Below are 25,960 nucleotides of genomic sequence, written 5' to 3'. Positions count from 1 at the left end.
GAGAAGCCCCATGAACCGTCCAGCCATCCAAGCCTCGCTCCTCGAAACCGCCCAGCCGGCGGCGCGATCGCCTTATGTGACCGCCAGGGACGGCACCAAGCTGTTCGTGCAGGATTGGGGCAACGGAAAACCGGTGCTGCTGCTGTCGGCCTGGACCTTCGATGGCAGCATCTGGGGCAGTCACATCGAAGCGCTCACTGCGAAGGGCTTTCGTTGCGTTGCGCCTGATCGGCGCGGGCATGGCCGGTCCGAGATGCCGTCCACGGGTTATGACCTGGAGACCCTGACCGACGACGTCGCTGCGGTGATCGAGGCCCGCAATCTGCGCGACGTCACGCTGGTCGGCTTCTCGATGGGGACGGTCGAGGCAGTGAACTATCTCGGACGATATGGCTCGGACCGGATCGCTAGGCTGGTGCTGGTCGCGCCGACGACGCCGTTCCTGGTCCAGACCGAGGACAATCCGGATGCGGTGCCGAGGGAGATGATCGAGGCCGGCCACACAGCCATCGCCCGCGACTTCGCCAAATGGATCGCAGCGAACGAAGCGCCATTCTTCCTGCCCGAGACACCGGAGATCACGCGGAGCTGGATCCGCGACATGATGATGCGCGTGCCGCTGCCGGTGGCGCTGGCATGCCGCAAGACCATCTCCTTCTCCGATCTGCGCTCGGCTGCCGCCAGCATCGATCGCCCGACGCTGATCCTCCATGGCGACAAGGATGCCAGCGCGCCGCTGCCGTTGACAGGAGCCAAGACCGCAAAGCTTATCAAGGGCAGCAGGCTCGTTGTCTACGAAGGCGGCCCGCATCCGCTGCCACTGACGCATGGCGAGCGGGTGATTGCGGACATGCTCGCCCTCATGGCGGCTTGAGGGAAGCTCAGCTCGCCCTGACGATGTCGGCGCGGAGGGGCCGCGCCGCCCAGATGAACAGAAGCGCGCCGAGCGTGGTCGTGACCGCTGCGGAGAGTAGGGAATAGCGCACGGCCCATCATGGGCTGCGTCAGCCTTCGCGGATGTAATTCCCCGCTTCAAACTCTATTGGCGGCATGTTCGCATCGAAGGACACGCCGATCGGGTCACGGCCCGCTTCCATCGCTTCCAACTGCTCGCCCAGCATGCGCCGGATCATCAGGATGCCGCGGTCGCTCTGGCCGAAATGCTCCTCGGAGTGCACGGTCACCGGGCCCTGGCCGACCTGGGCTTCGTAGTCGCCGGGGAATTGCTGGTGCTCTTCCTCCGTCATGTCCCACCAGAATTTGCCGTTGAACGTCGAGCGCATGCGGCCGATGTCGCCTGATGTCTTGACGCGGCCGGCAACATAGATGCGGAAGGAGGTGTCGTCGATCGGCAACGTCCAGCCGATCGACTCGACACGGGCGAATTGCGCCACGCGCGGATTGGGCACCACGCGCAGCGTGGGCAGGGCGGCTTCGGTGACGCGGTAGAACACACGGCCGTCGTCCTGCTTGCGGATCGAGCGAACGGCGATGCCGCGCGGCGTCTTGTCGAACGTCACCTCCGGCATCGAGGCCATCATGTTGGTGAATTGCGGCCCCGAGAACGAGCCGTGCAGCACCGGCACGTGATAGGGATCGACCACGTTCTCGAAATGCTGCAGCCAGTTGCAGGGAATGATCGCCGGTCCGCCGCCGCCGATCGATGAATCGTCGGCCTCGACGAACTCGCCGTCGTCCATGTTTTCGAGGCACTCATAGCGCGGCAGTACCGGACGTCTCTCGGCCGGGCCCATATAGGCGAAGATCAGCCCGTAACGTTCCGCGACCGGATACCAGGGCTGGCGCACCTTATCCTTGAACTGGCCGCCATCGGGCTCGCACGGCTGCTCCAGGCAAAGGCCCTCGGTGTCGAACTTCCAGCCGTGATAGCAGCAGCGGATGCCGTCCTCCTCGACCTTGCCATAATAGAGCGTGGTGCCGCGGTGGCAGCAGCGCGCGTGGAGCAGGCCGGCGCGGCCGTGCTTGGCGCGGAACAGGATCAAATCTTCGCCGAGAGCGCGGACTTTCTTCGGCGTGTCGGTGGCATCGCCGGTGAGCCCGATCGGATGCCAGTAGCGGCGCAGCAGTTCGCCCATCGGCGTGCCGCGTACGACGGAAGTGAGCTCGGTGCGCGTCTGCGCCGGCTTCATCGCATAGGCCGTGCCGAGATCGCGATCGCGCTGGGTGATCGTCATGCTGGTTCCTCCCAACCGCTGCCCTTGGGTAGGCCGGGTCGTTTTCAGTGCGTTGACCCAATGGAAAATAATTAGATGACAATGTCAACGATCATCCAGGGGAACCTCCCGGTCGCATTCGGAATAGATTGGAGAGGTTGCGCTACCAAGGCTCTACGACCACTTGGCACGTCCTGGCTTTCTTGGCAGAGGTGAGCCATGAGCCAGACTGTGAGCAGGGACGGGCGTGTATCGTCCGATACGGACGACAATCATTCGCCGGCCCCGATCACCGAGATGCTGTCGTCGCGGCTGATCGTGCTTGCCAATCTGCTCAAGCGCGGTGCCATCCTGCGCTACAAGCGCCTCGCTGGGTTGTCATCGGTCGAGTTCGGTCTGGTCGCCTCGCTTGGCCGGCGGCCGCCAATGAGCGTGGCGCGGCTCGCCGAAGCCGTCGGCCAGGACAAGGGCCAGATCAGTCGTGCATTGGCTGAGCTGGTCGCGCGCAAGCTGATCGAGAAGTCGGCAAATCCCAGGGATAGCCGCGAGGTGCTGGTGTCGCTGACGCCGGCAGGCCTCGCCGCGCATGATGTGATCGTCGAAGGCGCGCAGGAGCGCAACCGGATACTGCTGGCGCAATTGAGCAAGGACGAGCTCGAGACGCTGCTCGCTCAGATCGATCGTCTCACCGCGACCGCGGAGGCGATGCTCGAGGCCGAGAAGGATGCGCGCTGATAGCGCCGAGATCCTTGGACCTGCTGGAGCGCTTCTAAGAGACTCTCTAAGAATTTTTCTAAGAGCCTTTCAATTGGCGATATCGCGCGCGCTCTCCTAAGCGTCACCGCAACGCATGCCGTCCTGGGACAGGCGGCATGACGATCAGATGCATATCGGGGTGGCGTGTTGAACAGTCTTGGAATGCTGCGGTCGGCCGCGTTGGCGACCGCATCCGCTTGGGTTTTGATGCCGCAGGCATCGCTCGCACAATCGTTGGCACAGAACGGTGCGCAGAGCCTGCCGCCGGTGAACGTCGCTGCGCCTGAACAGCGCCGCCGCGCGACCGTTCGCGCACCGCGCCGGGCGCAAAGCCAGGTGCAAACCGCCAACAGCCGCAGACCGCAGCCCCAACGTAACGTCGGCGTCGTCGAGACTCCGCGCGGCCCGGTGCAGGGCTATGTTGCCCACCGCAGTTCGTCCGGCACCAAGACCAACACGCCGATCATGGAGACGCCTCAGGCGGTGTCGGTGATCGGCGCCGATCAGATCCGCGACCAGAAGCCGAACAAGCTCGACGAAGCGCTGCGCTACGCCGCAGGCGTGCGCGCCGGCACGTTCGGCGCCGATACTCGTTACGATTGGTGGCTGATCCGCGGCTTCAAGTCCGATGATGTCGGCCTCTTCCTCGACGGCACGCAGCTGTTCTACACTTCCTATGCGAGCTGGAAGCTGCAACCCTCCAACATGGAGCGAGTCGAGGTGCTGCGCGGTCCCTCGGCCGTGCTCTATGGCGGATCGAGCCCGAGCGGCATCGTCAACGTCATCAGCAAGATGCCGCCGACCGAGCCGGTTCGCTACATCGAGACCGGCGTCAACGCTTTCGGCAACGCCTATGTCGGCTTCGATGTCGGCGGTCCGGTCGCGACGCAGCCTGGCAACGGCCAGTTGCTCTACCGCGTGGTCGGCCAGGTCCAGAACGGCGGCACGCAGGTCGACTTCACGCCCGACAACAACTACTTCATCGCGCCGTCCGTCACCTGGAAGCCGGACGCCGACACGACCTTCACGGTGCTGGCCTCGGCATCGAAGCAGGACACCCGCGGCATCAACTTCCTGCCGTACCAAGGCGCGGTGACGAGCGCGCCGTTCGGCAAGATCCCGACCGGCTTCTTCGCCGGCGATCCCGGCGTCGACAAGTTCACACGCGAGCAGGAGATGCTCGGCTATCAGTTCGAGCGTAACCTCACCGAGGATCTGACCTTCCGGCAGAACGCGCGCTTTGCCCATGTCGACCTGACCTATCGGGGCTTCGTCGGCAACGGTTGGGACAACATCAACACGGCCACAATGGGCCGCTACAATTGGTATGCGAAGAACACCGCCAACCAGGCCAATCTCGACAACCAGCTGGAGTATCGCTTCGGCACCGGTCGGGTGCAGCATACCATGCTGTTCGGGGTCGATCTGAAGGGCTATCGGATCGACGACTACCAGGCATTCAACTTCGGCACCGTGCCGTCCATCAAAGTGTTCAATCCCGCCTATGGCTTGCACATTCCGCTGACGGGCGCACCATTCCGCAACTTCCTGATCACGCAGAAGCAGGCCGGCACCTACGTCCAGGACCAGATGAAGCTCGGCAACTTCACGCTGGTCTTGAGCGGCCGCAATGACTGGGTCGAGACGACGCAGGCCGCGCGCGACACCGGCGCGAATATTGCCCAGCGCGACGACAGCCAATTCAGCGGTCGCGCCGGGTTGATCTACAATTTCGACAACGGCATCGCGCCCTACGTCTCCTATGCGACAAGCTACAATCCGATCATCGGCCTCAACGCGCAGAACCGGCTGTTCCTGCCGGAGACCGGCAAGCAGGCCGAGATCGGCGTCAAAGTCGCGCCCACGGGATTTGATGGCTATTTCACCGCGTCGCTGTTCGACCTGAAGCGGCAGAACGTGGCGACCACCGATCCCGCGAATGTGCTGCTGCAGAACCAGACCGGCGAGGTGACCTCGCGCGGCATCGAGCTCGAAGCGGTGGCCAATGCCAGCAAGGAGCTGAAGCTGATCGGCGCCTTCACCGCCTACCATCTCTTCACCAGCAAGGATCTCGATCCGTCGCTGGTTGGCAAGACGCCGGCCAACGCGCCGGAGATGTTGATCTCGGGCTGGGCGGACTATACTTTCAAGGAAGGACCGCTGGAGGGTTTCGGCTTCGGCGGTGGCGTTCGTTACGTCGGCTCGTCCTGGGCCGACGCCGCCAATACGCTCGAAGTCCCCGCCGTCGTACTCGGCGACCTCGCGCTTCATTACGAATGGCAGAACTGGCGCACCGCCCTCAACGTCATCAACCTGACCGACAAGATCTACGTCGCGAGCTGCGCCTCGGCCTCGTCCTGCTTCTACGGCGACCGCCGCCGCGTCACCGCCAGCGTGTCCTACAAATGGTGAGTGTGGGCGAGGGATGCTGACGTGAAGGCGCGCACGGTCAGGCTCTGGTCGGTGGTCCACACCTGGACCAGCCTGGTCTCGACCCTGTTCCTGCTGTTGCTCTGCCTGACCGGCTTGCCGCTGATCTTCCATCACGAGGTCGATGAGCTCCTGGGCTACGCCCCCCAGCCCGAAGCTCATGCGAGCGCGGCGCGCGCGACGCCCCAAGTCGTCGCCGACGCCGCGCTCGCCGCCGATCCCGGCCGCGTCTTGCAATATGTGTCCTGGGACAGGGACGAGCCGGGCATCGTGATGGCCTTCACCAACAGCGCGACTGACGGGGCGCCCGATAACGCGACCGTGCGTGCTTTCGATGCGGTCTCGGCCAAATTGCTCGGGCCGGTTGGCGTCGGGCCGATGTTGATCGTGCTCAAGCTGCACACCGACATGTTTGCGGGACAGGTCGGAAAGCTGTTCCTAGGTGCGATGGGAGTGTTGTTTGCGATCGCGATCGTCTCCGGCGTGGTGCTGTACTGGCCGTTCACCCGCCGCCTGCGCTTTGCCACCATCCGCGATCATGCCTCGCGCCGGGTCCGCTGGCTCGACTGGCACAATCTGATCGGCGTGGTGACGGTGGCCTGGGCGCTGGTGGTGGGCCTCACCGGTGTCGTCAACACCTGGGCTGAGCTGATGCTGAGCCAGTGGAAGGCGACCGAGCTCGCCAGCATGGTGGCGCCCTATGCCGGCAAGCCGCCGCCGGTGCATCTCGCCTCGCTCGACGATGTCGTCGCGCGCGCGAAGCAGGCGGCTCCGGGTATGGAGATCGCCTTCGTCGCGTTCCCGGGGACGCCGTTCACGTCCTCGCACCATTTCGCGGCCTTCATGCGTGGTGACACGGCCCTGACCGCGCGGCTGCTCCAGCCGGTCCTGCTCGACGGCGAAACCGGGGAGGTTGCCGATAGCAGGGCGCTGCCGCTCTATCTCCAGGCGCTGCTGATCTCGCAGCCGCTGCATTTCGGCGATTATGGCGGCACGCCGCTGAAGCTGATCTGGGCCGCGCTCGACGGGCTCACCATCGTCGTGATCGGCAGCGGCCTCTATCTCTGGCTGGCGCGCCGGCGGAAGAAGGCGCCGGCCCGCCGTGACACATTCGCCAGACGAGCCCAGGCCTCGTCGTGATGCATGGCTCCTCTGACAGCTCACGGCTGTGGATACGTGTCTTCGCGGCACCTGGCCTGCTCGCGGCCGCGACCATGACAGGTCTCCTGGCTGCGTTGCTGTGGGGAACGATCGGCCAGTATGTCGCCTGGGCGACGGTCGGGGCGCCGGTCGTGGTCGTTGCCCGGGTTTGGGTGCGCCGCCGCAGCCAAGAAACCGGGCCATTTTCGCCGACAAGACGTGGCAAATAGCGGGCCGCGGGCCGTCCGCCGCAATCCCAGAACAGCTGCCCTGCAAAGCTGTGGCCGCCCTTGTCGCGTCCGGCGATCTGCTTCATACCAGCCGCGGGGTGATTCCGGGATTCCACCGGTCCGGGAGCAGCAAAGGGCCTGAAAAGAGCGTGTCTTGCGCCCATTGGTGCACTGCGCTAAGGCTCAGAATAATTCCAAATCGGACGAATCCGTGGCTGTCCCGAGGCTGCGGGAAAAAGGGCTCGTCAATGAGCGGCATTCTACAGAACTATCTTCCACTCGTCGTCTTTATAGGGGTAGCGGCCATCATCGGCCTGGTGCTCCTGATCGCGCCCTTCATCGTGGCGTTCCAGCAGCCGGACCCGGAAAAGCTGTCGGCGTATGAGTGCGGTTTCAACGCCTTCGACGATGCCCGCATGAAGTTCGACGTCCGCTTCTATCTGGTCGCGATCCTCTTCATCATCTTCGACCTCGAGGTGGCGTTCCTGTTTCCCTGGGCGGTGGCGTTCGGCAAGCTTGGCGCGACCGGTTTCTGGTCCATGCTGGTGTTCCTCGCCGTGCTGACAGTCGGCTTCGCCTATGAATGGAAGAAAGGGGCACTCGAATGGGATTGAACCCTGTATCGTCCTCGGGTCCGGCGATCGCGCCGGCCCCGAAGGGCATTCTGGATCCCTCCACCGGCAAGCCGGTCGGGGCCAATGATCCGTTCTTCCTCGAGGTCAATTCCGAGCTGTCCGACAAGGGCTTCTTCACGGCCGCGACCGACGATCTCATCACCTGGGCGCGCACCGGCTCGCTGATGTGGATGACCTTCGGCCTCGCCTGCTGCGCGGTCGAGATGATGCAGGTGTCGATGCCGCGTTATGACGTCGAGCGCTTCGGCTTTGCGCCGCGTGCCTCGCCGCGCCAGTCCGACGTGATGATCGTCGCGGGCACGCTGACCAACAAGATGGCGCCGGCGCTGCGCAAGGTCTATGACCAGATGCCCGAGCCGCGCTACGTCATCTCGATGGGCTCCTGCGCCAATGGCGGCGGCTATTATCACTATTCCTACTCGGTCGTGCGCGGCTGCGACCGCATCGTGCCGATCGACATCTACGTGCCGGGCTGTCCGCCCACGGCGGAAGCGCTGCTCTACGGCGTGCTGCTGCTGCAGAAGAAGATCCGCCGCATCGGCACCATCGAACGCTAAGGTTTTACGTCATGGACGACGCCAAGCTCGACGCCCTGGGGCAGACGATCGTGAGCGCGCTTCCGGGCGCCGCCACCGGTTATCAGGTGGCCTTCAACCAGCTCACGGTTGATGTCGAGGTCAGCAAGATCGTCGAGGTGGTCAAGTACCTCCGCGACGATCCGAACTGCCGTTTCGTCAACTTCACCGACATCACGGCGACCGACTATCCGTCGCGCGAAAAGCGTTTCGACGTGATCTATCATTTCCTGTCACCCACCCTGAACACTCGCGTCCGCCTCAAGGCCCAGGCCGACGAGACCACGCAGGTGCCGTCGCTGATCGAGGTGTTCCCCGGCGCCGACTGGTTCGAGCGCGAGGCCTACGATCTCTACGGCGTGTTCTTCGTCGGTCATCCCGACATGCGCCGCATCCTCACCGATTACGGTTTCGAGGGACATCCGCTGCGCAAGGATTTCCCGCTGACCGGCTTCCTCGAGGTCCGCTACGACGACCAGGAGAAGCGCGTGGTGTACGAGCCCGTCCGGCTCAACCAGGAATTCCGCAAGTTCGATTTCCTCTCGCCGTGGGAAGGGGCGGACTATCCGCTTCCCGGCGACGAGAAGGCGGGACCGAAGGCCTGATCATGAACGAGCAATCCGAACAGCTTCGCAATTTTACGATCAACTTTGGACCGCAACATCCGGCCGCGCACGGCGTGCTGCGTCTGGTGCTGGAGCTTGACGGCGAGGTTGTCGCCCGTGTCGATCCCCATATCGGTCTGCTTCACCGCGGCACCGAGAAGCTGATCGAGCAGAAGACCTATCTGCAGGCGATCCCTTATTTCGACCGGCTCGACTACGTCGCGCCGATGAACCAGGAGCACGCCTTCTGCCTGGCCGCTGAAAAGCTGCTCGGCATCGAGGTGCCGCGCCGCGGCCAGCTGATCCGCGTGCTCTATTGCGAGATCGGCCGTATCCTCTCGCATCTTCTCAACGTCACCACGCAGGCGATGGACGTCGGCGCCCTGACCCCGCCGCTGTGGGGCTTTGAAGAGCGCGAGAAGCTGATGGTGTTCTACGAGCGCGCCTCGGGCAGCCGTATGCATGCAGCCTTCTTCCGCGTCGGCGGCGTGCATCAGGACCTGCCGCAGAAGCTGATCGACGATATCGAGGCCTGGTGCGATCCGTTCCTGAAAGTCGTGGACGACCTCGATCGCCTGCTCACTGCAAACCGCATCTTCAAGCAGCGAAACGTCGACATCGGCGTGGTGCCGCTGAAGGAAGCCTGGGAGTGGGGTTTTTCGGGCGTGATGGTGCGCGGCTCGGGCGCGGCCTGGGACCTGCGCAAGTCGCAGCCTTATGAGTGCTACGCCGAGATGGATTTCGACATTCCGATCGGCAAGAACGGCGATTGCTACGACCGTTACCTGATCCGCATGGAAGAGATGCGTCAGGCCGTGCGCATCATGAAGCAGTGTATCCAGAAGCTGAACGCGCCTGACGGCAAGGGGCCCGTCGTCGTCGAAGACAACAAGGTCGCACCGCCCCGTCGTGGCGAGATGAAGCGCTCGATGGAAGCGCTGATCCATCACTTCAAGCTCTACACCGAAGGCGTGCGCGTGCCGGAAGGCGAGGTCTACGCCGCGGTCGAGGCGCCGAAGGGCGAGTTCGGCGTCTATCTCGTCTCCGACGGCACCAACAAGCCCTACAAGTGCAAGATCCGCGCGCCGGGCTTTGCCCATCTCCAGGCGATGGACCACATCTGCCGCGGCCATCTGCTCGCCGACGTCTCGGCCATTCTCGGCTCGCTCGACATCGTGTTCGGAGAGGTCGATCGGTGATGGCGCAGGCGCCAATCCAGTTTGACCGTGCCTCGGGGGCCCTTGAAGGGGCCAACCTGTGGGAGCGGACGGCTGCCTTGGCGCTGGTGACGGGATCGAAGATCTCCTCGCATTTCTCGCATATGGGCTACATCGCCTGCGCGAATTTGCTGCGGAAGACGCTGCCCGAGCGCAACATCGCCATCAAGCTCAACCCGGACGCGGTGTTCGAATTTCCTTACGGCGATGGCTATTGGAGCAAGCTGCTCAACCGTACCTATTGCTACGAGGACGAGCTGGAGCTGTTGTTCACCGACTCCATCGACGTCGATTACACGCTGCTCGATTGCGGCGCCAATTACGGCTACTGGTCGGTGCTGGTATCGAGCAGGCCGTTCGGCGCGCACAAGGCGATCGCGATCGAGCCGTCCGGCCAGAACTATCCGAAGCTCGCCAACAATGCCCGCATCAACGGCAATCGCTTCGAGACCATGAAGTGCGCGATCGGCGCTGCCCGCGGCACCGCGCGTCTCTCCGGCACCAAGCACGAAGCCTTCAGCATCGCCGGCGCCGCGTCGGCTGGCGGTGAAGAAGTGCCTGTCCTTGCGCTCGACGACCTGATCGACGACGGCAAGGTTGCAGCGACTGGCAAATACCTGATCAAGCTCGACGTCGAGGGCGTCGAGATCGAGGCGATCAAGGGCGGCGCCCGCCTGCTTCAGACCGACAGCGTCATCATGTGCGAGGAGCACGGCAGCGACCGCTCGCATGCGGTGTCGCGCTACATCCTCGAACAAACCCCCTTGAAGCTGATCGTGCTCGATCCGCGCACCAACCAGCTGGAGACCGTGACCGAGCTGTCGATCCTCGACCGCATCAAGGTCTCGACCCATGTCGGCTACAACGTTTTCGGCACCGCAAGCGCGTTCTGGCAGGACAGGATCGATGCCCTGAACGCCAAAAACGCGCGCCGTATGCAGTGAGAGATTAAGAGATGTCCGTTCGCCGATTAGCACCGAAGGAAGTCCAGCCCGCGAGCTTTACGTTCACGGAGGAGAACCTCGCGTTCGCCAAGCAGCAGATCGCGAAATATCCGGCCGGACGCCAGGCCTCGGCCGTCATCGCCATTCTCTGGCGCGTCCAGGAACAGCACGAGGGCTGGGTGTCGGAAGCCGCGATCCGCGCCGTCGCCGACCTGCTCGACATGCCCTATATCCGCGTGCTCGAGGTCGCGACCTTCTACACGATGTTCCAGCTCGCACCGGTCGGTAAGAAGGCCCACGTCCAGGTCTGCGGCACCACGCCGTGCCGGCTGCGCGGTGCCGAAGATTTGATCCATGTCTGCGAGAGCCGGATCCATCACGATCCCTTCCACCTCTCCAAGGACGGCAATTTCAGCTGGGAAGAGGTGGAGTGCCTCGGGGCCTGCGTGAACGCGCCGATGGTGCTGATCGGCAAGGATACCTATGAGGACCTGACCGCGGAAAGCTTTGGCAAGGTGCTCGACGGCTTTGCCTCGGGCAACCCGCCCAAGCCCGGCCCGCAGAACGGCCGCCAGTTCTCCGCACCGATGGGCGGGCCGACCACGCTGAAGGAGACCTCCTGATGGGTCTTCCGTCCAAGGCGAACCGTGGGAGCGAAGCCGTGAAGAAAGTTGGCTTCATCGCCATGCACGCCGCGCTCGCCGCCACCTTCATGTTCCTGCTGCAGCGCTTCGTGATGAACGCGACGCAGGAAACCAGTCTGCTCTGGGCGCTGACCTTCGCCGTCTGCGCCGCCGGGCTTGCCTACAAGCAGGCCAACCGTTGATCGGAAAGCACTGATATGCTCGAGGACAAGGACCGTATCTTCAAGAACCTCTACGGCCTCCACGATTGGGGGCTCGAGGGCGCGCGGCGCCGCGGCGCCTGGGATGGCACCAAGAACATCATCGACAAGGGCCGCGACTGGATCATCAACGAGATGAAGGCCTCGGGGCTGCGCGGCCGTGGCGGCGCCGGCTTCCCGACCGGTCTGAAGTGGTCCTTCATGCCGAAGGAATCCACCGACGGCCGTCCGAGCTATCTCGTCGTCAATGCCGACGAATCCGAGCCCGGCACCTGCAAGGACCGCGAGATCATGCGGCACGATCCGCATCTGCTGGTCGAGGGCTGCCTGATCGCGAGCTTCGCGATGAACGCGCATGCCTGCTACATCTATGTCCGCGGCGAGTTCATCCGCGAGCGCGAGCGCCTGCAGGCCGCGATCGACCAGGCCTATGAGGCCAAGCTGATCGGCAAGGACAATGTCAACGGCTGGCCGTTCGACCTCTACGTCGCGCACGGCGCCGGTGCCTATATCTGCGGCGAGGAGACCGCGCTGCTCGAAAGCCTCGAGGGCAAGAAGGGCCAGCCGCGCCTGAAGCCGCCGTTCCCGGCCAATGTCGGCCTGTTCGGCTGCCCGACCACCGTCAACAACGTCGAGTCCATCGCCGTTGCCCCGGACATCCTGCGCCGCGGCGCGGCCTGGTTCGCCGGCATCGGCCGTCCGAACAATGTCGGCACCAAGCTGTTCTGCATCTCCGGCCATGTCGAACGGCCCTGCAACGTCGAAGAGGCCATGGGCATTCCGTTCCGTGAGCTGATCGACAAGCATTGCGGCGGCGTTCGCGGCGGCTGGGACAACCTCAAGGCCGTGATCCCGGGCGGCTCGTCGGTGCGCATGGTGCCGGCCGAGCAGATCATCGACACGCCGATGGATTTCGACAGCCTGAGCAAGCTGCGCTCGGGCCTCGGCACCGCGGCCGTGATCGTGATGGACAAGTCGACCGATTTGATCCGCGCGATCGCCCGCATCTCCTATTTCTACAAGCATGAGAGCTGCGGCCAGTGCACGCCGTGCCGCGAGGGCACCGGCTGGATGTGGCGCGTCTTGACCCGCATGGCTGAAGGCCGGGCGCATAAGCGCGAAATCGACATGCTGCTCGAGGTGACAAAACAGATCGAGGGCCACACCATCTGCGCGCTCGGCGATGCAGCCGCCTGGCCGATCCAGGGCCTGATCACGCATTTCCGTCACGAGATCGAAGCGCGCATCGACCAGTATTCGCACAAGGCCGACATCGACGATGCCGGCGTCCGCGATCCCGTGAACATGGTCGCGGCGGAGTAGAGAGAATGACCAAGCTCATCATCGACGGCAAAGAGATCGATGTCCCCGCCGATTACACGCTGCTTCAGGCGTGCGAGGCGGCCGGCGCCGAGATTCCGCGCTTCTGCTATCACGAGCGCCTGTCGATCGCCGGCAATTGCCGGATGTGCCTCGTCGAGGTGAAGGGCGGCCCGAAGCCGGTCGCATCCTGCGCCTGGGGCGTGCGCGATTGCCGTCCGGGCCCGAAGGGCGAGCCGCCGGAGATTTCGACTCGTTCGCCGATGGTGAAGAAGGCACGCGAAGGCGTGATGGAATTCCTTCTCATCAACCATCCGCTGGACTGCCCGATCTGCGACCAGGGCGGCGAGTGCGATCTGCAGGACCAGGCGATGGGCTACGGTGTCGACACCAGCCGTTTCGCCGAGAACAAGCGCGCGGTCGAGGACAAATATCTCGGCGCGCTAGTCAAGACCTCGATGAACCGCTGCATCCAGTGCACGCGCTGCGTCCGCTTCTCGGCGGAAGTTGCCGGCGCCCCCGAAATGGGCGCGACGGGGCGCGGCGAGGACATGGAGATCACGACCTATCTCGAGCACGCGCTGACCTCGGAGCTGCAAGGCAATCTCGTCGACATCTGCCCGGTCGGCGCGCTGACCTCTAAACCCTATGCTTTCGCTGCGCGTCCCTGGGAGCTCGGCAAGACCCAGTCGATCGACGTCATGGACGGCGTGGGCTCGGCGATCCGCGTCGACACCCGCGGCCGTGAAGTGATGCGCGTGCTGCCGCGCATCAACGAGGCCGTGAACGAGGAGTGGATCTCCGACAAGACCCGCCACATCGTCGACGGTCTGCGCACCCAGCGCCTCGACCGGCCCTATATCCGCGAAGCCGGCAGGCTGCGCGCGGCGAGCTGGCCGGAAGCCTTTGCGGCGATCGCCTCCAAGGCGGCGCGCACCGACGGCAAGCGCATCGGCGCGATCGCCGGCGATCTCGCCGGCGTCGAAGAGATGTTCGCGCTGAAAGACCTGCTCGCCAAGTTCGGCTCGGCCAACCTGGCGGTGCAGGGCGGCGACGCCTTCGATCCCGCGCTCGGCCGCGGCTCCTACATCTTCAACCCGACGCTGGCAGGCGTCGAGCAGGCGGATGCGCTGCTCATCATCGGCGCCAATCCGCGCAAAGAGGCGGCCGTGTTCAACGCCCGCATCCGCAAGCGCTGGCGCGCCGGCGGCTTCAAGGTCGGCGTGATCGGCGCCAAGGTCGATCTCACCTATGACTATGACCATCTCGGCGCAGGCACCGAGACGCTCGGCGAGCTCGCCGCCGGCAAGCATTCCTTCATGGACGTGCTGAAGAACGCCAAGAACCCGATCATTCTCGTTGGCGCAGGCGCGGCCGCGCGCCACGACGGCGCTGCCATTCTGGCTGCCGCCGCCAAGCTCGCGCTCGACGTCGGCGCGGTGAAGGACGGCTGGAACGGCTTTGGCGTGCTGCACGAGACCGCCTCGCGGGTCGGTGCGCTCGACATCGGCTTCGTCGCCGGTCCGGGCGGGCTGAACGCCGCGCAGATGACGACGTTCGGCACGCTGGACCTCTTGTTCCTGCTCGGCGCCGACGAGATCAAGGCGCCGGACGGCACTTTCGTCGTCTACATCGGCACCCATGGCGACCGTGGCGCGCATCGCGCCGACGTGATCCTGCCGGCGGCCGCCTACACCGAGAAATCAGCGATCTACGTCAACACCGAAGGTCGCGTGCAGATGACCGGTCGCGCGGCGTTCCCGCCCGGCGAAGCCCGCGAGGACTGGGCGATCGTCCGTGCGCTCTCGGAGGCGCTCGGCAGGAAGCTCGGCTATGACTCCCTTAGCGCGCTGCGCCAGGCGATCTTCAAGGCCGTGCCGCATCTGATCCGTCTCGACCAGATCGAAGCCGGCTCCGCCGACCAGATCAAGAAGCTGGCGGGGAAGGGCGGCTCGCCCGAGAAAGCCCCGTTCAAGCCTGTTATCGAGGACTTCTATTTGACCAACCCAATCGCGCGTGCGTCCGCCGTGATGGCGGAATGCTCGCGGCTTGCCTCCGGGCAGATGCTGACCGCAGCGGAGTGAGCTGATGGAATTCTTCGAAAGCGCATTCTGGACCGGCTTCCTCTGGCCGCTGATCATCATGATCGCGGAGAGCGTGCTGGTGCTCGTCGTGCTCTTGGTCGCGATCGCCTACATCCTGCTGGCCGACCGCAAGATCTGGGCGGCGGTGCAGATCCGCCGCGGCCCGAACGTGGTCGGGCCCTGGGGCCTGTTCCAGTCCTTCGCCGACCTGCTCAAATTCGTGCTGAAGGAGCCGATCATTCCGTCAGGCGCCAACAAGGGCGTGTTCCTGCTGGCGCCCTTGGTGTCCTGCGTGCTCGCGCTGGCGGCCTGGGCGGTGATCCCGACCAATCTCGGCTGGGTGATCTCCGACATCAATGTCGGCATCCTCTTCATCTTCGCGATCTCGTCGCTATCGATCTACGGCATCATCATGGCCGGCTGGTCGTCGAACTCGAAGTATCCGTTCCTGGCCGCGCTGCGCTCGGCGGCGCAGATGGTGTCCTACGAAGTCTCGATCGGCTTCGTCATCATCACCGTGCTGCTCTGCGCCGGCACGCTGAACCTGTCGGCTGTGGTCGAGGCCCAGCATGTCCGCGGCCTTGCCAGCCTGATCGGGCTGCCGCAGCTCACCATCCTGAACTGGTACGTCTGGCCGCTGTTCCCGATGTTCGTGGTGTTCTACGTCTCGGCGCTGGCGGAAACCAACCGTCCGCCCTTCGACCTCGTCGAAGCCGAATCCGAGCTGGTCGCCGGCTTCATGGTCGAATACGGCTCGACGCCGTATCTCTTGTTCATGCTCGGCGAGTACGTCGCAATCGTCACCATGTGCGCGATGGCCACGATCCTCTTCCTTGGAGGCTGGCTGCCCCCGGTGGACCTGCCGCCGTTCAACTGGGTGCCGGGGATCATCTGGTTCTCGCTGAAACTGTTCTTCATGTTCTTCCTGTTCGCGATGGCAAAGGCGATCGTGCCGCGCTACCGCTACGACCAACTGATGCGCCTCGGCTGGAAGGTGTTCCTGCCGCTCTCGCTGGTAATGGTGGTGGTGGTGGCGGGCGTGCTGCAATTCGCCGGCATCGCGCCGAAGTGAGGGCCGTCATGGGTATCAACATCAACGCCACCGCGCGCTCGCTTCTGCTGTCGGAATTCGTCTCGGCGTTCTTCCTCGCCATGCGCTATTTCTTCCAGCCGAAGCCGACGCTGAACTATCCGTTCGAGAAGGGCCCGATCTCGCCGCGTTTCCGCGGCGAGCATGCGCTGCGCCGCTATCCGAACGGCGAAGAGCGCTGTATCGCCTGCAAGCTGTGCGAAGCGGTCTGCCCGGCGCAGGCCATCACCATCGAGGCCGGCCCGCGCCGCAACGACGGCACCCGCCGCACCGTGCGCTACGACATCGACATGGTGAAGTGCATCTATTGCGGCCTCTGCCAGGAGGCCTGTCCGGTCGACGCCATCGTCGAAGGTCCGAACTTCGAGTTCGCGACCGAGACCCGCGAGGAACTGTTCTATGACAAGGCCAAGCTGCTCGCCAACGGCGACCGCTGGGAACGCGAGATCGCGAAAGCGATCGAGCTCGACGCGCCGTACCGGTGAGGTGAGGGCATGATCCTTCCCGCCATCACCACGTCATTCCGGGGCGCGCGCAGCGCGAACCCGGAATCTCGCGCCGCAACCTCTGGGTTCCGGGTTCGCGCTGGCGCGCGCCCCGGAATGACGGGAGTTTCTCGATGATCCTTCCCGCGCTCTTCTTTTATCTCTTCGCAACCGTCTGCGTCGCCTCGGCCGTGATGGTGATTGTCTCGCGCAATCCCGTGCACTCCGTGCTGTACCTGATCCTGGCCTTCGTCAACGCCTCCGGCCTGTTCGTGCTGATGGGCGCCGAATTCCTCGGCATGATGCTGATCGTCGTCTATGTCGGCGCGGTCGCGGTGCTGTTCCTGTTCGTGATCATGATGCTCGATGTCGACTTCCTCGAGCTGCGCGAAGGCTTCATCCAGTACCTGCCGGTCGGCGTCGTGATCGGCGGCATCTTCCTGTTCGAGCTGCTCTTGACCGTCGGCGCCTGGGTCATCAACCCGACCGTCAGCAAGACCATCACGTCGCCGATCCCGAGCAACGTCTCGAACACCGAGGCGCTCGGCCTCGTGCTCTATACGAAGTACATCCACTACTTCCAGCTTGCGGGCATGGTGCTGCTGGTCGCCATGATCGGCGCCATCGTGCTGACACTGCGCCACAAGGCGAGCGTGAAGCGGCAGGACATCAACGTTCAGAACGCACGCACGCCCGACATGGCGATGGCGATGCGCCAGGTGGCGCCGGGGCAGGGGCTCTCGGATGCCGACGCGGCGGAGTGGGTGAAATGACGATCGGGCTCGGACATTATCTGGCGGTCGGCGCGATCCTGTTCACGCTCGGCATCCTCGGCATCTTCCTGAATCGCAAGAACATCATCGTCATCCTGATGTCGATCGAGCTGATCCTGCTCTCGGTCAACATCAACCTGGTGGCATTCTCGACCTTCCTCGGCGACATCGTCGGTCAGGTCTTCGCGCTGCTGGTCTTGACCGTTGCGGCCGCCGAAGCCGCGATCGGCCTTGCCATCCTGGTGGTCTATTTCCGCAACCGCGGCTCGATCGCGGTTGAGGACGTCAATCTGATGAAGGGCTGAGCTCTCAAATGGTTCAGGCAATCGTTTTTCTGCCGCTGCTGGGCGCCATTCTGGCCGGCCTGATCTCGCTCGTCGGCGCGCACGGCCGCAACCCCTCGGGCGACGAGGTCGAGCATCACGGCGATCACGGCCATGGTGCGCACGCCCATGCGTCCGATACGATCAACGAGGATGCGTCCGTCATCCACGAGTCTCATCACGAGCCCGGCGACGGGCATGATGACCACGGTCACGGCCCGGCCGAGCCGGCCGCAGCCGGCTCGCGCGGTGCCGAGCTGATCACGACGGCGCTGCTGTTCGTCTCGGCGGCGCTGTCCTGGATGACGCTGGTGGATGTCGGCTTCAACGGCCACGACGTCCGCTACCAGCTGCTGCCCTGGATATTCTCCGGCGAGCTCGAAGTCTGGTGGAGCTTGCGCGTCGACACGCTCACCGCCGTGATGCTGGTGGTGGTGACGACGGTGTCCTCGCTCGTGCACCTCTATTCCATCGGTTACATGGACGAGGATCCGTACCGGCCGCGCTTCTTCGGCTACCTCTCGCTGTTCACCTTCGCCATGCTGATGCTGGTGACGGCCGACAACCTCGTGCAGCTGTTCTTCGGCTGGGAAGGCGTGGGCCTGGCGAGCTACCTCCTGATCGGCTTCTGGTACCAGAAGCCGTCGGCCAACGCCGCCGCCATCAAGGCCTTCGTGGTCAACCGCGTCGGCGACTTCGGCTTCGCGCTCGGCATCTTCGCGATCTTCGCGCTGGTCGGCTCGACCGATTTCGAGACCATCTTCCATGCCGCGCCCGGCCTCACCGGCAAGACTATCAACTTCTTCGGCTGGAATGCCGATGCGCTGACGCTGACCTGCGTGCTGCTGTTCATGGGCGCGATGGGCAAGTCGGCGCAGTTCCTGCTGCACACCTGGTTGCCGGACGCGATGGAAGGCCCGACCCCCGTGTCGGCGCTGATCCACGCCGCGACCATGGTCACCGCCGGCGTGTTCATGGTGGCGCGGCTGTCGCCGCTGTTCGAGCTCGCCCCGAACGCGCAGGCCGTCGTGATGTTCTTCGGCGCCACCACGGCGTTCTTCGCCGCGACCGTCGGTCTCGTCCAGAACGACATCAAGCGCATCGTCGCCTACTCGACCTGTTCGCAGCTCGGCTACATGTTCGTGGCGATGGGAGCTGGGGCCTATTCGGTCGGCATGTTCCATCTGTTCACGCACGCCTTCTTCAAGGCGCTGCTGTTCCTGGGCTCCGGCTCGGTGATCTACGCGATGCACCACGAGCAGGACATCCGCAACATGGGCGGCCTCTGGAAGAAGATCCCGTACACGTTCGCGGTGATGACCGTCGGCACGCTGGCGCTGACCGGCTTCCCGCTGTTCGCGGGCTACTTCTCCAAGGACGCGATCATCGAATCCGCCTATGCCTCGCATAACCCGTTCTCGACCTACGCCTATCTGCTGACGATCGTCGCCGCCGGCCTGACCTCGTTCTATTCCTGGCGTCTGGTGTTCAAGACCTTCTTCGGCGAACCCCACGACCAGGAGCATTACGAAGCCGCGCATGAAAGCCCGATCTGGATGCTGATCCCGATCGGTGTGCTCGCCGTCGGCTCCGTGCTGGCCGGTTTCCCGTTCAAGGAACTGTTCACCGGACCGCACGGCGTGGAGGAGTTCTTCCGCGAGTCCGTGAAGATGAACCCGCATATCCTCGAGGATATGGAGCACATGCCGCATCTGCTCGGCTGGCTGCCCTTCGTGATGATGGTCGGTGGCTTCCTGGTGTCCTACACCTTCTACATCCGCAAACCGTATTTGCCGGTCGAGCTCGCGAACACGCAGCCGATGCTGTACCAGTTCCTGCTCAACAAATGGTACTTCGACGAGCTCTACGATCTCATCTTCGTCCGTCCGGCGAAGTGGATCGGCTACCAGCTCTGGAAGAAGGGCGACGGCTTCATCATCGACGGCTTCGGCCCCGACGGCGTCTCCGCCCGCGTGCTGGATATCACCCGCAACGTCGTCAAGATCCAGACCGGCTATCTCTATCACTATGCATTCGCCATGCTGATCGGCGCCGCCGGCCTGATCACCTGGTTCATGTTCGGCTTTGGAGGCCAGTAAATGACAACCTGGCCCATCCTTTCGGTCACGACGTTCCTGCCGCTGGTCGGCGCGCTGATCGTCTACCTGAGCCGCGGTGACGACGAGGCTAGCAGGAGCAATTCGCGCTGGATCGCGCTGTGGACCACGATCATCACCTTCGCCGTGTCGGTGATCCTGGTCATGCGCTTCGACCCTGGTAATGCCGACTTCCAGTTCGTCGAGAAGTCGGCCTGGCTCGCCACCGGCATCACCTATCACATGGGCGTCGACGGCATCTCGCTGCCGCTGGTGATCCTGACCACCGCAATCATGCCGTTCTGCATCATCGCGAGCTGGAAGGCGATCTCGAACCGCGTCCGCGAATACATGATGGCGTTCCTGATCCTGGAAACGCTGATGATCGGCACCTTCTCGGCGCTCGATCTCGTGCTGTTCTACCTGTTCTTCGAGGGCGGCCTGATCCCGATGTTCCTGATCATCGGCGTCTGGGGCGGTCCGCGCCGGGTCTATGCGTCGTTCAAGTTCTTCCTCTACACGCTGCTCGGCTCGGTGTTGATGCTGCTCGCCATCATGGCGCTGTACTGGAACGGTGGCACCACCGACATCCCGACCCTGATGCACACCGCCGTGCCGCGATCGTTGCAGACCTGGGCCTGGCTCGCCTTCTTCGCCTCCTTCGCGGTGAAGATGCCGATGTGGCCGGTGCACACCTGGCTTCCCGATGCGCACGTCGAGGCGCCGACCGCGGGCTCCGTGGTGCTCGCGGCGATCCTCCTGAAGATGGGCGGCTACGGCTTCCTGCGCTTCTCGCTGCCGATGTTCCCGCTGGCCTCGCACGACTTCGCGCCGCTGATCTTCACCCTGTCCGTGATTGCCATCATCTACACCTCGCTGGTGGCGTTGATGCAGGAGGACATGAAGAAGCTGATCGCATACTCGTCGGTCGCGCATATGGGCTTCGTCACCATGGGCATCTTCGCCGGCACCATGCAGGGCGTCGCCGGCGGCATGTTCCAGATGATCTCGCACGGCATCGTCTCGGGCGCGCTGTTCCTCTGCGTCGGCGTCGTCTACGACCGCCTGCACACCCGCGAGATCGCGGCCTATGGCGGCCTCGTCAACCGGATGCCGCTCTACGCGCTGACCTTCATGGTCTTCACCATGGCCAACGTCGGTCTGCCCGGCACCTCAGGCTTCGTCGGCGAGTTCATGACGCTGCTCGGCACCTTCAAGGTCTCGATCCCGACCGCCTTCTTCGCCACGACAGGCGTGATCCTGTCGGCTGGCTATGCGCTGTGGCTCTACCGCAAGGTCGTGTTCGGGGCGCTGGTGAAGCCGACGCTGATGAGCATGAAGGATCTCACCTTGCGCGAATGCGTGACCCTGTTCCCGCTGATCGCGCTGACGATCCTGTTCGGCGTCTATCCGAAGCCGGTGCTCGACATGTCGGCCGCCTCGGTTCAGCAACTCGTCAATAACTACAACACCGCTGTGACGGCCGTGAAGGCCGCCGCACTGCTCCAGTGATCGGGCAGGTCAGGATATCGTCATGAGCATTACGACTGCAGGTTATCAACTGGCGCCGGTGCTGCCCGAGATCGTGCTCGCGATCGGCGCCATGGCGCTTCTGATGCTCGGCGCTTATCGCGGGCAGGGGACCACCGGCGCGGTGACGACGCTCGCGGTGCTGCTGCTGATCTTGGTCGGCGTGCTCGAATACACGCTGCCCGCGGGCAAGCAGGTGACGTTCGGCGGCAGCTTCATCGTCGACGACTTCGCCCGCTTCATGAAGATCCTGGCCCTGATCGGCTCGGCCGTGACGCTGATCCTGTCGACCGAGTTCCTGGCTGACGCGTCGCGCCGCATCTTCGAATACGCCATTCTGGTGCTGCTCTCGACCCTCGGCATGATGGTGCTGATCTCGGCCGGCGACCTGATCTCGCTCTATCTCGGCCTCGAGTTGATGTCGCTCGCGCTCTACGTCGTGGCGGCCTCGAACCGGGACAACGCCAAGTCCACCGAGGCCGGCCTGAAGTATTTCGTGCTGGGCGCGCTGTCATCGGGCATGCTGCTGTATGGCGCCTCGCTGGTCTACGGCTTCACCGGCACCGTCAGCTTCACCGGCATCGCAACGGCCGCGACCGCCGCGAATGTCGGCCTGGTGTTCGGCCTGGTCTTCCTGCTCGCCGGCCTCTGCTTCAAGGTCTCGGCCGTGCCGTTCCACATGTGGACGCCGGACGTGTATGAGGGCGCGCCGACGCCGGTCACTGCCTTCTTCGCTTCCGCGCCGAAGGTCGCGGCGCTCGCGGTCTTCACCCGCGTCACGCTGACGGCGTTCCCCGGCATCGTCTCGCAATGGCAGCAGATCCTGGTGTTCGTGGCGATCGCCTCGATGGTGCTGGGCTCGTTCGCCGCGATCGGCCAGAGCAACATCAAGCGCCTGATGGCCTATTCCTCGATCGGCCATATGGGCTTTGCCCTGGTCGGCCTCGCCTCCGGCACCGTCGAAGGCGCGCAGGGCGTGCTGATGTACATCGTGATCTATGTCGCGATGACGCTCGGCTCGTTCTCGATCATCCTCGCCATGAAGCGCAACGGCCAGGCCGTCGAGCAGATCAGCGATTTCGCCGGTCTCTCCCGCACCAACCCGCTGCTCGCCTTCATGTTCGCGATGCTGCTGTTCTCGCTGGCCGGCATTCCGCCGCTCGCCGGCTTCTTTGCCAAATGGTACGTCTTCGTCGCCGCCATCAAGGCGAATTTGTTCACGCTGGCCGTGATCGGCGTGCTCTCCAGCGTCGTGGGCGCCTACTACTATCTGGCCATCGTCAAGACCATGTATTTCGACGAGCCGGCCGGCCAGGTTGATCCCGTCAGAGTCGAGGTCAAGACGGTGCTCGCGGTCGCGGGCCTGTTCAACCTGCTGTTCGCCCTGTTTGCGGGGCCGGTGGTGAGCGTCGCCTCCGCCGCAGCAAAATCGCTGTTTTAGGATGGGGTTCGCGCTCGGTCCTCGCGCGATCGCGGCCGGCTACAAGCTCGCCGCCCTTGAGCGGACCGGCTCGACCAATGCCGATGCCATCGAAGCGGCCCGCGCCGGCGAACGCGGCCCGATCTGGTTCGTCACATCGGAGCAGACCGCCGGCCGCGGTCGCCGCCAGCGCCCCTGGATCGCGCCCAAGGGTAATCTCGCCGCCAGCGTCCTCGAAGTCCTCGACGTCGCCCCTGCGGTGGCTGCTACGATCGGCTTCGCCGCCGGGCTGGCCGAGGAGGCCGCCTTGGAGAAGGTCAGCCTCGAGGCCGCGCTACGGCTCGGCGAGGGCAGGCCGCGCTACGCCCTGAAATGGCCCAACGACGTCCTCGCCGACGGCAAGAAGCTGGTCGGCATTGGCCTCGAGGCCGAAGCTGTCGGCGATCGCCTCGCCATCGTGGTCGGTATCGGCACCAACATCGTGGCGGCTCCCGAGGGCACGCCGACGCCCGCGGTGTCGCTCGCCGCCCTCGGCGTCCAGATCAGCGCGGAAGAGCTGTTCGCGGCGCTGTCGGACGCCTGGGTCGAATTTCGCGGCATTTGGGACAATGGCCGCGGCTTTGCCGAGATCCGTAAGCTGTGGCTGCAGCGCGCCGCCCGCCTGGGCGAGCCGATCGCGATCCATACGGGAACCACGGTCTTGGAAGGCATCTTCGACACGATCGACGAAACCGGCTGCCTGATCGTCCGCACCGCGGAGGGCCGCCTTGTGCCCGTGGCGGCGGGCGAAGTGTTCTTCGGGCCGGCCCGGTCGGTGGGAGCTGCGTGATGGCGAGGCCCGACGAACTGGTATTTGCGCCGCTCGGCGGTGTCGGCGAGATCGGTATGAACCTGTCGATCTATGGCCTTGGCAACCGCCACCAGCGTTCCTGGTTGGCGGTCGATCTCGGCGTCTCCTTCGGTGACGAGGAGCATCTGCCCGGCATCGATTTGATCATGCCCGACATCAGCTTCCTGGAGAAGGAACGCAAGAATCTGATGGGCCTGGTGCTGACGCACGCCCATGAGGACCATTTCGGCGCCATCATCGACCTCTGGCCGAAACTGAAATGCCCGATCTACGCAACGCAATTCAGCGCAGCGCTGTTCGAGGCCAAATGCGCCGCCGAGCGCAATGCGCCCGTGATCCCGGTCACCGTGGTCCCGTCGGGGGGCCGAATCGATGTCGGCCCATTCAATGTCGAGTTCATCCCGGTCGCTCATTCGATTCCGGAAGCGCATGCGCTGGCGATCCACACCGAGGCCGGATTGGTGCTGCACACCGGCGACTGGAAAATCGATCCGACCCCGACCTTGGGACGTCCGACCGACGAGAAGCGGCTGCGCGAGCTCGGCGAGGAGGGCGTGCTCGCTCTTATCGGCGATTCCACCAACGCGGTGCGCGACGGCCGCTCGCCGTCGGAAGCCGAGGTCGCCCGCACCATCATCGATCTCGTGAAGTCGGCAAAGGGCCGCGTCGCGGTCACGACCTTCGCCTCCAACGTCGCCCGGATCAAGGCCGTCGCCGATGCCGCGAAAGCTGCTGACCGCGAGGTCGTCGTGGTCGGCCGCGCCATGGAACGCGTGGTGCAGGTCGCGCGCGAGACCGGCTATCTCGACGGCGTGCAGAATTTCCGCTCGCCCGAGATTTACGGCCATCTGCCGCAGGACAAGGTGCTGGCGCTGTGCACCGGCAGCCAGGGCGAACCCCGCGCGGCGCTCGCCCGCATCGCCAATGACGACCACCCTGAGATCACGCTCAACCGCGGCGACAGCGTGATCTTCTCCTCGCGCACCATTCCCGGCAACGAGAAGGCGGTCGGCTCGATCATCAACAATCTGGTGCTGCAGGGCGTCGAGGTCCTCACCGACCGCGACCATCTGGTCCATGTCTCCGGCCATCCGCGCCGCGATGAGCTGCGCGACATGATCTCCTGGGTAAAGCCGCAGCTCCTGATCCCCGTCCACGGCGAAGCCCTGCACCTGAACGAGCACGCCAAGCTCGCGCGCGCCGCCGGCGTGCCGCGCGTGCTGGTCATTCGCAACGGCGACCTCGTCAAGCTCGGCCCGGGCGATCCCGGCGTGGTCGGCGAGGTGCCTTCAGGTCGGCTCTACAAGGACGGCACCATTCTCGAGGATTCCAAGTCCCGCGCCGTGGTCGAGCGCCGCCGCATGGCATTCTCCGGCTGCGCCTTCGTCGCCATCGCCATGACCGCGCAGGGCGAGCTTGCCGACGAGCCCGAGGTCGATCTGGTCGGAATCCCCGAAAAGAACAGGGCGGGCGAGACTTTTGACGACCTGGTTTTCGATGCCGTGATGTCCACGGTCGAGGGCCTGCCAAAGGCGCGCCGGCGGGATCCGGATGCGCTGGCGGAATCAGTGCGACGCGCCGTCCGGGCCGTCATCAACGAAAATTGGGGCAAGAAGCCCCCCTGTCTGGTCCACGTCCTGACAGTGTAGGCTGAGCGTGGTCTTCGCATCACGCGCTGAGGGAGAAGGAACATGCTGGGTCGCCTCAACCACGTCGCGATCGCGACCAAGGATGCCGTCAAGGCCGCAAAAATTTACGGCGCGGCGTTCGGCGCGGTGATCTCCGAGGCCGTGCCGCTGCCCGAGCATGGCGTTATCACCGTGTTCGCGACGCTCCCCAACACCAAGATCGAGTTCATCGAGCCGCTCGGCGAGGCCTCGCCGATCGCAAAATTCCTCGAGCGCAACCCCGACGGCGGCATCCATCACGTCTGCTACGAGGTCGTCGACATCATCGCCTCGCGCGATACGCTGGTGAAGGAGGGCGCGCGCGTGCTCGGCGACGGCGTGCCGAAGATCGGCGCCCATGGCAAGCCGGTGCTGTTCCTGCACCCGAAGGATTTTTCCGGCGCGCTGGTCGAGATCGAGCAGGCGTAAGACCGGATCATGGCCGTCCAGATTTCAACCGCGCTCGCGATCTACTTCGTCATCTGGTGGATCGCGCTGTTCTTGACGCTGCCGTTCGGCGTGCGCAGCCAGCACGAGGACGGTGTCGGCGCGCCCGGCACCGACCCTGGCGCGCCTATCCTGACCGGCATGAAGCGCAAGCTGATCTGGACAACGATCATCTCGGCGATCATCTACGGCCTCGGCCTTGCCGCCTATCACGCCGGCTATCTCTCGCTCGAGCGGCTGTCGAAGATGATGGGAATGCCGTTTTAGTTTCACCTCTCCCCGGAGGGGAGAGGTCGGATTGCTGCTGGCGATGCGAAGCATCGTC

25 protein-coding genes are annotated in these 25,960 nt (G+C 64.4%); 24 read left to right on the top strand and 1 reads right to left on the bottom strand.

Annotated elements, in window-relative coordinates:
- Nucleotides 1-10: 10 nt before the first annotated feature.
- On the top strand, nucleotides 11-874 hold the full coding sequence (locus XH98_RS31845; protein ID WP_271620973.1) for an alpha/beta fold hydrolase: 864 nt from the start codon (nucleotides 11-13) through the stop codon (nucleotides 872-874).
- Nucleotides 875-1,004: 130 nt separating this feature from the next.
- Here the strand turns inward: XH98_RS31845 and XH98_RS31840 are convergent, their stop codons facing one another.
- Nucleotides 1,005-2,195, bottom strand: a complete 1,191-nt coding sequence (locus tag XH98_RS31840) for an aromatic ring-hydroxylating dioxygenase subunit alpha (protein ID WP_271620972.1) — start codon at nucleotides 2,193-2,195, stop codon at nucleotides 1,005-1,007.
- 198 nt (nucleotides 2,196-2,393) lie between these two features.
- On the opposite strand from XH98_RS31840, the gene XH98_RS31835 reads away from it, so the two are divergent.
- The 23 genes from XH98_RS31835 (at nucleotide 2,394) to XH98_RS31725 (ending at nucleotide 25,902) form a co-directional block, all read left to right on the top strand.
- Complete coding sequence (locus tag XH98_RS31835) at nucleotides 2,394-2,909, top strand: MarR family winged helix-turn-helix transcriptional regulator (protein WP_271600524.1); 516 nt, start codon at nucleotides 2,394-2,396, stop codon at nucleotides 2,907-2,909.
- Nucleotides 2,910-3,092: 183 nt separating this feature from the next.
- Entirely contained in the window at nucleotides 3,093-5,342 is a 2,250-nt protein-coding gene (locus XH98_RS31830) for a TonB-dependent siderophore receptor (RefSeq protein WP_271620971.1), read from the top strand.
- A gap of 21 nt (nucleotides 5,343-5,363) precedes the next feature.
- A complete protein-coding gene (locus XH98_RS31825; protein WP_271620970.1) occupies nucleotides 5,364-6,500 on the top strand; it encodes a PepSY-associated TM helix domain-containing protein in 1,137 nt (378 codons plus the stop codon).
- Nucleotides 6,501-6,978: 478 nt separating this feature from the next.
- Complete coding sequence (locus XH98_RS31820) at nucleotides 6,979-7,344, top strand: NADH-quinone oxidoreductase subunit A (protein WP_092290902.1); 366 nt, start codon at nucleotides 6,979-6,981, stop codon at nucleotides 7,342-7,344.
- Entirely contained in the window at nucleotides 7,335-7,922 is a 588-nt protein-coding gene (locus XH98_RS31815; RefSeq protein ID WP_220005645.1) for a NuoB/complex I 20 kDa subunit family protein, read from the top strand. The genes XH98_RS31820 and XH98_RS31815 overlap by 10 nt, the downstream gene beginning before the upstream one ends.
- Before the next feature lie 11 nt (nucleotides 7,923-7,933).
- On the top strand, nucleotides 7,934-8,545 hold the full coding sequence (locus tag XH98_RS31810) for an NADH-quinone oxidoreductase subunit C (protein WP_271600527.1): 612 nt from the start codon (nucleotides 7,934-7,936) through the stop codon (nucleotides 8,543-8,545).
- Between the two features lie 2 nt (nucleotides 8,546-8,547).
- Nucleotides 8,548-9,744: an NADH-quinone oxidoreductase subunit D gene (locus tag XH98_RS31805; protein ID WP_271600528.1), complete on the top strand. Its 1,197-nt coding sequence runs from the start codon at nucleotides 8,548-8,550 to the stop codon at nucleotides 9,742-9,744.
- The gene (locus XH98_RS31800) at nucleotides 9,744-10,706 is read left to right on the top strand and encodes an FkbM family methyltransferase (protein ID WP_271620969.1); all 963 of its coding nucleotides are present in this window, start codon (nucleotides 9,744-9,746) and stop codon (nucleotides 10,704-10,706) included. Before XH98_RS31805 ends, XH98_RS31800 begins: the two co-directional genes overlap by 1 nt.
- 11 nt (nucleotides 10,707-10,717) lie before the next feature.
- Nucleotides 10,718-11,329: an NADH-quinone oxidoreductase subunit NuoE gene (nuoE, locus tag XH98_RS31795; RefSeq protein ID WP_212232502.1), complete on the top strand. Its 612-nt coding sequence runs from the start codon at nucleotides 10,718-10,720 to the stop codon at nucleotides 11,327-11,329.
- A complete protein-coding gene (locus XH98_RS31790) occupies nucleotides 11,329-11,532 on the top strand; it encodes a hypothetical protein (RefSeq protein ID WP_057756207.1) in 204 nt (67 codons plus the stop codon). Before nuoE ends, XH98_RS31790 begins: the two co-directional genes overlap by 1 nt.
- A 15-nt stretch (nucleotides 11,533-11,547) precedes the next feature.
- Nucleotides 11,548-12,873: an NADH-quinone oxidoreductase subunit NuoF gene (gene nuoF, locus XH98_RS31785; protein ID WP_271600531.1), complete on the top strand. Its 1,326-nt coding sequence runs from the start codon at nucleotides 11,548-11,550 to the stop codon at nucleotides 12,871-12,873.
- Nucleotides 12,874-12,878: 5 nt separating this feature from the next.
- On the top strand, nucleotides 12,879-14,954 hold the full coding sequence (gene nuoG, locus XH98_RS31780; RefSeq protein ID WP_271620968.1) for an NADH-quinone oxidoreductase subunit NuoG: 2,076 nt from the start codon (nucleotides 12,879-12,881) through the stop codon (nucleotides 14,952-14,954).
- A 4-nt stretch (nucleotides 14,955-14,958) separates the two neighbouring features.
- On the top strand, nucleotides 14,959-16,026 hold the full coding sequence (gene nuoH, locus XH98_RS31775) for an NADH-quinone oxidoreductase subunit NuoH (RefSeq protein WP_271600533.1): 1,068 nt from the start codon (nucleotides 14,959-14,961) through the stop codon (nucleotides 16,024-16,026).
- Between the two features lie 14 nt (nucleotides 16,027-16,040).
- On the top strand, nucleotides 16,041-16,529 hold the full coding sequence (gene nuoI / locus XH98_RS31770; protein WP_026232873.1) for an NADH-quinone oxidoreductase subunit NuoI: 489 nt from the start codon (nucleotides 16,041-16,043) through the stop codon (nucleotides 16,527-16,529).
- Between the two features lie 134 nt (nucleotides 16,530-16,663).
- The gene (locus tag XH98_RS31765; protein WP_271600534.1) at nucleotides 16,664-17,302 is read left to right on the top strand and encodes an NADH-quinone oxidoreductase subunit J; all 639 of its coding nucleotides are present in this window, start codon (nucleotides 16,664-16,666) and stop codon (nucleotides 17,300-17,302) included.
- Complete coding sequence (gene nuoK, locus XH98_RS31760) at nucleotides 17,299-17,607, top strand: NADH-quinone oxidoreductase subunit NuoK (RefSeq protein ID WP_008547737.1); 309 nt, start codon at nucleotides 17,299-17,301, stop codon at nucleotides 17,605-17,607. Before XH98_RS31765 ends, nuoK begins: the two co-directional genes overlap by 4 nt.
- A gap of 8 nt (nucleotides 17,608-17,615) precedes the next feature.
- On the top strand, nucleotides 17,616-19,724 hold the full coding sequence (gene nuoL / locus XH98_RS31755; protein ID WP_271600535.1) for an NADH-quinone oxidoreductase subunit L: 2,109 nt from the start codon (nucleotides 17,616-17,618) through the stop codon (nucleotides 19,722-19,724).
- Complete coding sequence (locus XH98_RS31750) at nucleotides 19,725-21,233, top strand: NADH-quinone oxidoreductase subunit M (protein WP_057756185.1); 1,509 nt, start codon at nucleotides 19,725-19,727, stop codon at nucleotides 21,231-21,233.
- 22 nt (nucleotides 21,234-21,255) lie between these two features.
- Complete coding sequence (nuoN, locus tag XH98_RS31745; protein ID WP_271600537.1) at nucleotides 21,256-22,692, top strand: NADH-quinone oxidoreductase subunit NuoN; 1,437 nt, start codon at nucleotides 21,256-21,258, stop codon at nucleotides 22,690-22,692.
- A 1-nt stretch (nucleotide 22,693) separates the two neighbouring features.
- The gene (locus tag XH98_RS31740; protein ID WP_271600538.1) at nucleotides 22,694-23,500 is read left to right on the top strand and encodes a biotin--[acetyl-CoA-carboxylase] ligase; all 807 of its coding nucleotides are present in this window, start codon (nucleotides 22,694-22,696) and stop codon (nucleotides 23,498-23,500) included.
- Nucleotides 23,500-25,170: a ribonuclease J gene (locus XH98_RS31735; protein WP_271620967.1), complete on the top strand. Its 1,671-nt coding sequence runs from the start codon at nucleotides 23,500-23,502 to the stop codon at nucleotides 25,168-25,170. Before XH98_RS31740 ends, XH98_RS31735 begins: the two co-directional genes overlap by 1 nt.
- A 42-nt stretch (nucleotides 25,171-25,212) precedes the next feature.
- The gene (gene mce, locus XH98_RS31730) at nucleotides 25,213-25,617 is read left to right on the top strand and encodes a methylmalonyl-CoA epimerase (protein WP_271600540.1); all 405 of its coding nucleotides are present in this window, start codon (nucleotides 25,213-25,215) and stop codon (nucleotides 25,615-25,617) included.
- Nucleotides 25,618-25,626: 9 nt separating this feature from the next.
- Nucleotides 25,627-25,902, top strand: coding sequence for a DUF1467 family protein (locus tag XH98_RS31725; protein WP_271600541.1), 276 nt, complete (start codon nucleotides 25,627-25,629; stop codon nucleotides 25,900-25,902).
- Nucleotides 25,903-25,960: the final 58 nt, after the last annotated feature.

Source organism: Bradyrhizobium sp. CCBAU 51745 (genome assembly GCF_028128715.1).
Taxonomy (GTDB): domain Bacteria; phylum Pseudomonadota; class Alphaproteobacteria; order Rhizobiales; family Xanthobacteraceae; genus Bradyrhizobium; species Bradyrhizobium manausense.
The sequence above is the reverse complement of the archived record's forward strand: the minus strand, read 5'-3'. Positions and strand labels throughout refer to the sequence as shown.

What these genes read in the sequence shown, in the direction of transcription:
- XH98_RS31845 (WP_271620973.1), top strand. Translation starts at nt 11, where the DNA reads ATGAACCGTCCAGCCATCCAAGCCTCGCTCCTCGAAACCGCCCAGCCG.
- XH98_RS31840 (WP_271620972.1), bottom strand. Translation starts at nt 2,195, where the DNA reads ATGACGATCACCCAGCGCGATCGCGATCTCGGCACGGCCTATGCGATG.
- XH98_RS31835 (WP_271600524.1), top strand. Translation starts at nt 2,394, where the DNA reads ATGAGCCAGACTGTGAGCAGGGACGGGCGTGTATCGTCCGATACGGAC.
- XH98_RS31830 (WP_271620971.1), top strand. Translation starts at nt 3,093, where the DNA reads ATGCTGCGGTCGGCCGCGTTGGCGACCGCATCCGCTTGGGTTTTGATG.
- XH98_RS31820 (WP_092290902.1), top strand. Translation starts at nt 6,979, where the DNA reads ATGAGCGGCATTCTACAGAACTATCTTCCACTCGTCGTCTTTATAGGG.
- XH98_RS31815 (WP_220005645.1), top strand. Translation starts at nt 7,335, where the DNA reads ATGGGATTGAACCCTGTATCGTCCTCGGGTCCGGCGATCGCGCCGGCC.
- XH98_RS31810 (WP_271600527.1), top strand. Translation starts at nt 7,934, where the DNA reads ATGGACGACGCCAAGCTCGACGCCCTGGGGCAGACGATCGTGAGCGCG.
- XH98_RS31805 (WP_271600528.1), top strand. Translation starts at nt 8,548, where the DNA reads ATGAACGAGCAATCCGAACAGCTTCGCAATTTTACGATCAACTTTGGA.
- XH98_RS31800 (WP_271620969.1), top strand. Translation starts at nt 9,744, where the DNA reads ATGGCGCAGGCGCCAATCCAGTTTGACCGTGCCTCGGGGGCCCTTGAA.
- nuoE (WP_212232502.1), top strand. Translation starts at nt 10,718, where the DNA reads ATGTCCGTTCGCCGATTAGCACCGAAGGAAGTCCAGCCCGCGAGCTTT.
- XH98_RS31790 (WP_057756207.1), top strand. Translation starts at nt 11,329, where the DNA reads ATGGGTCTTCCGTCCAAGGCGAACCGTGGGAGCGAAGCCGTGAAGAAA.
- nuoF (WP_271600531.1), top strand. Translation starts at nt 11,548, where the DNA reads ATGCTCGAGGACAAGGACCGTATCTTCAAGAACCTCTACGGCCTCCAC.
- nuoG (WP_271620968.1), top strand. Translation starts at nt 12,879, where the DNA reads ATGACCAAGCTCATCATCGACGGCAAAGAGATCGATGTCCCCGCCGAT.
- nuoH (WP_271600533.1), top strand. Translation starts at nt 14,959, where the DNA reads ATGGAATTCTTCGAAAGCGCATTCTGGACCGGCTTCCTCTGGCCGCTG.
- XH98_RS31765 (WP_271600534.1), top strand. Translation starts at nt 16,664, where the DNA reads ATGATCCTTCCCGCGCTCTTCTTTTATCTCTTCGCAACCGTCTGCGTC.
- nuoK (WP_008547737.1), top strand. Translation starts at nt 17,299, where the DNA reads ATGACGATCGGGCTCGGACATTATCTGGCGGTCGGCGCGATCCTGTTC.
- nuoL (WP_271600535.1), top strand. Translation starts at nt 17,616, where the DNA reads ATGGTTCAGGCAATCGTTTTTCTGCCGCTGCTGGGCGCCATTCTGGCC.
- XH98_RS31750 (WP_057756185.1), top strand. Translation starts at nt 19,725, where the DNA reads ATGACAACCTGGCCCATCCTTTCGGTCACGACGTTCCTGCCGCTGGTC.
- nuoN (WP_271600537.1), top strand. Translation starts at nt 21,256, where the DNA reads ATGAGCATTACGACTGCAGGTTATCAACTGGCGCCGGTGCTGCCCGAG.
- XH98_RS31740 (WP_271600538.1), top strand. Translation starts at nt 22,694, where the DNA reads ATGGGGTTCGCGCTCGGTCCTCGCGCGATCGCGGCCGGCTACAAGCTC.
- XH98_RS31735 (WP_271620967.1), top strand. Translation starts at nt 23,500, where the DNA reads ATGGCGAGGCCCGACGAACTGGTATTTGCGCCGCTCGGCGGTGTCGGC.
- mce (WP_271600540.1), top strand. Translation starts at nt 25,213, where the DNA reads ATGCTGGGTCGCCTCAACCACGTCGCGATCGCGACCAAGGATGCCGTC.
- XH98_RS31725 (WP_271600541.1), top strand. Translation starts at nt 25,627, where the DNA reads ATGGCCGTCCAGATTTCAACCGCGCTCGCGATCTACTTCGTCATCTGG.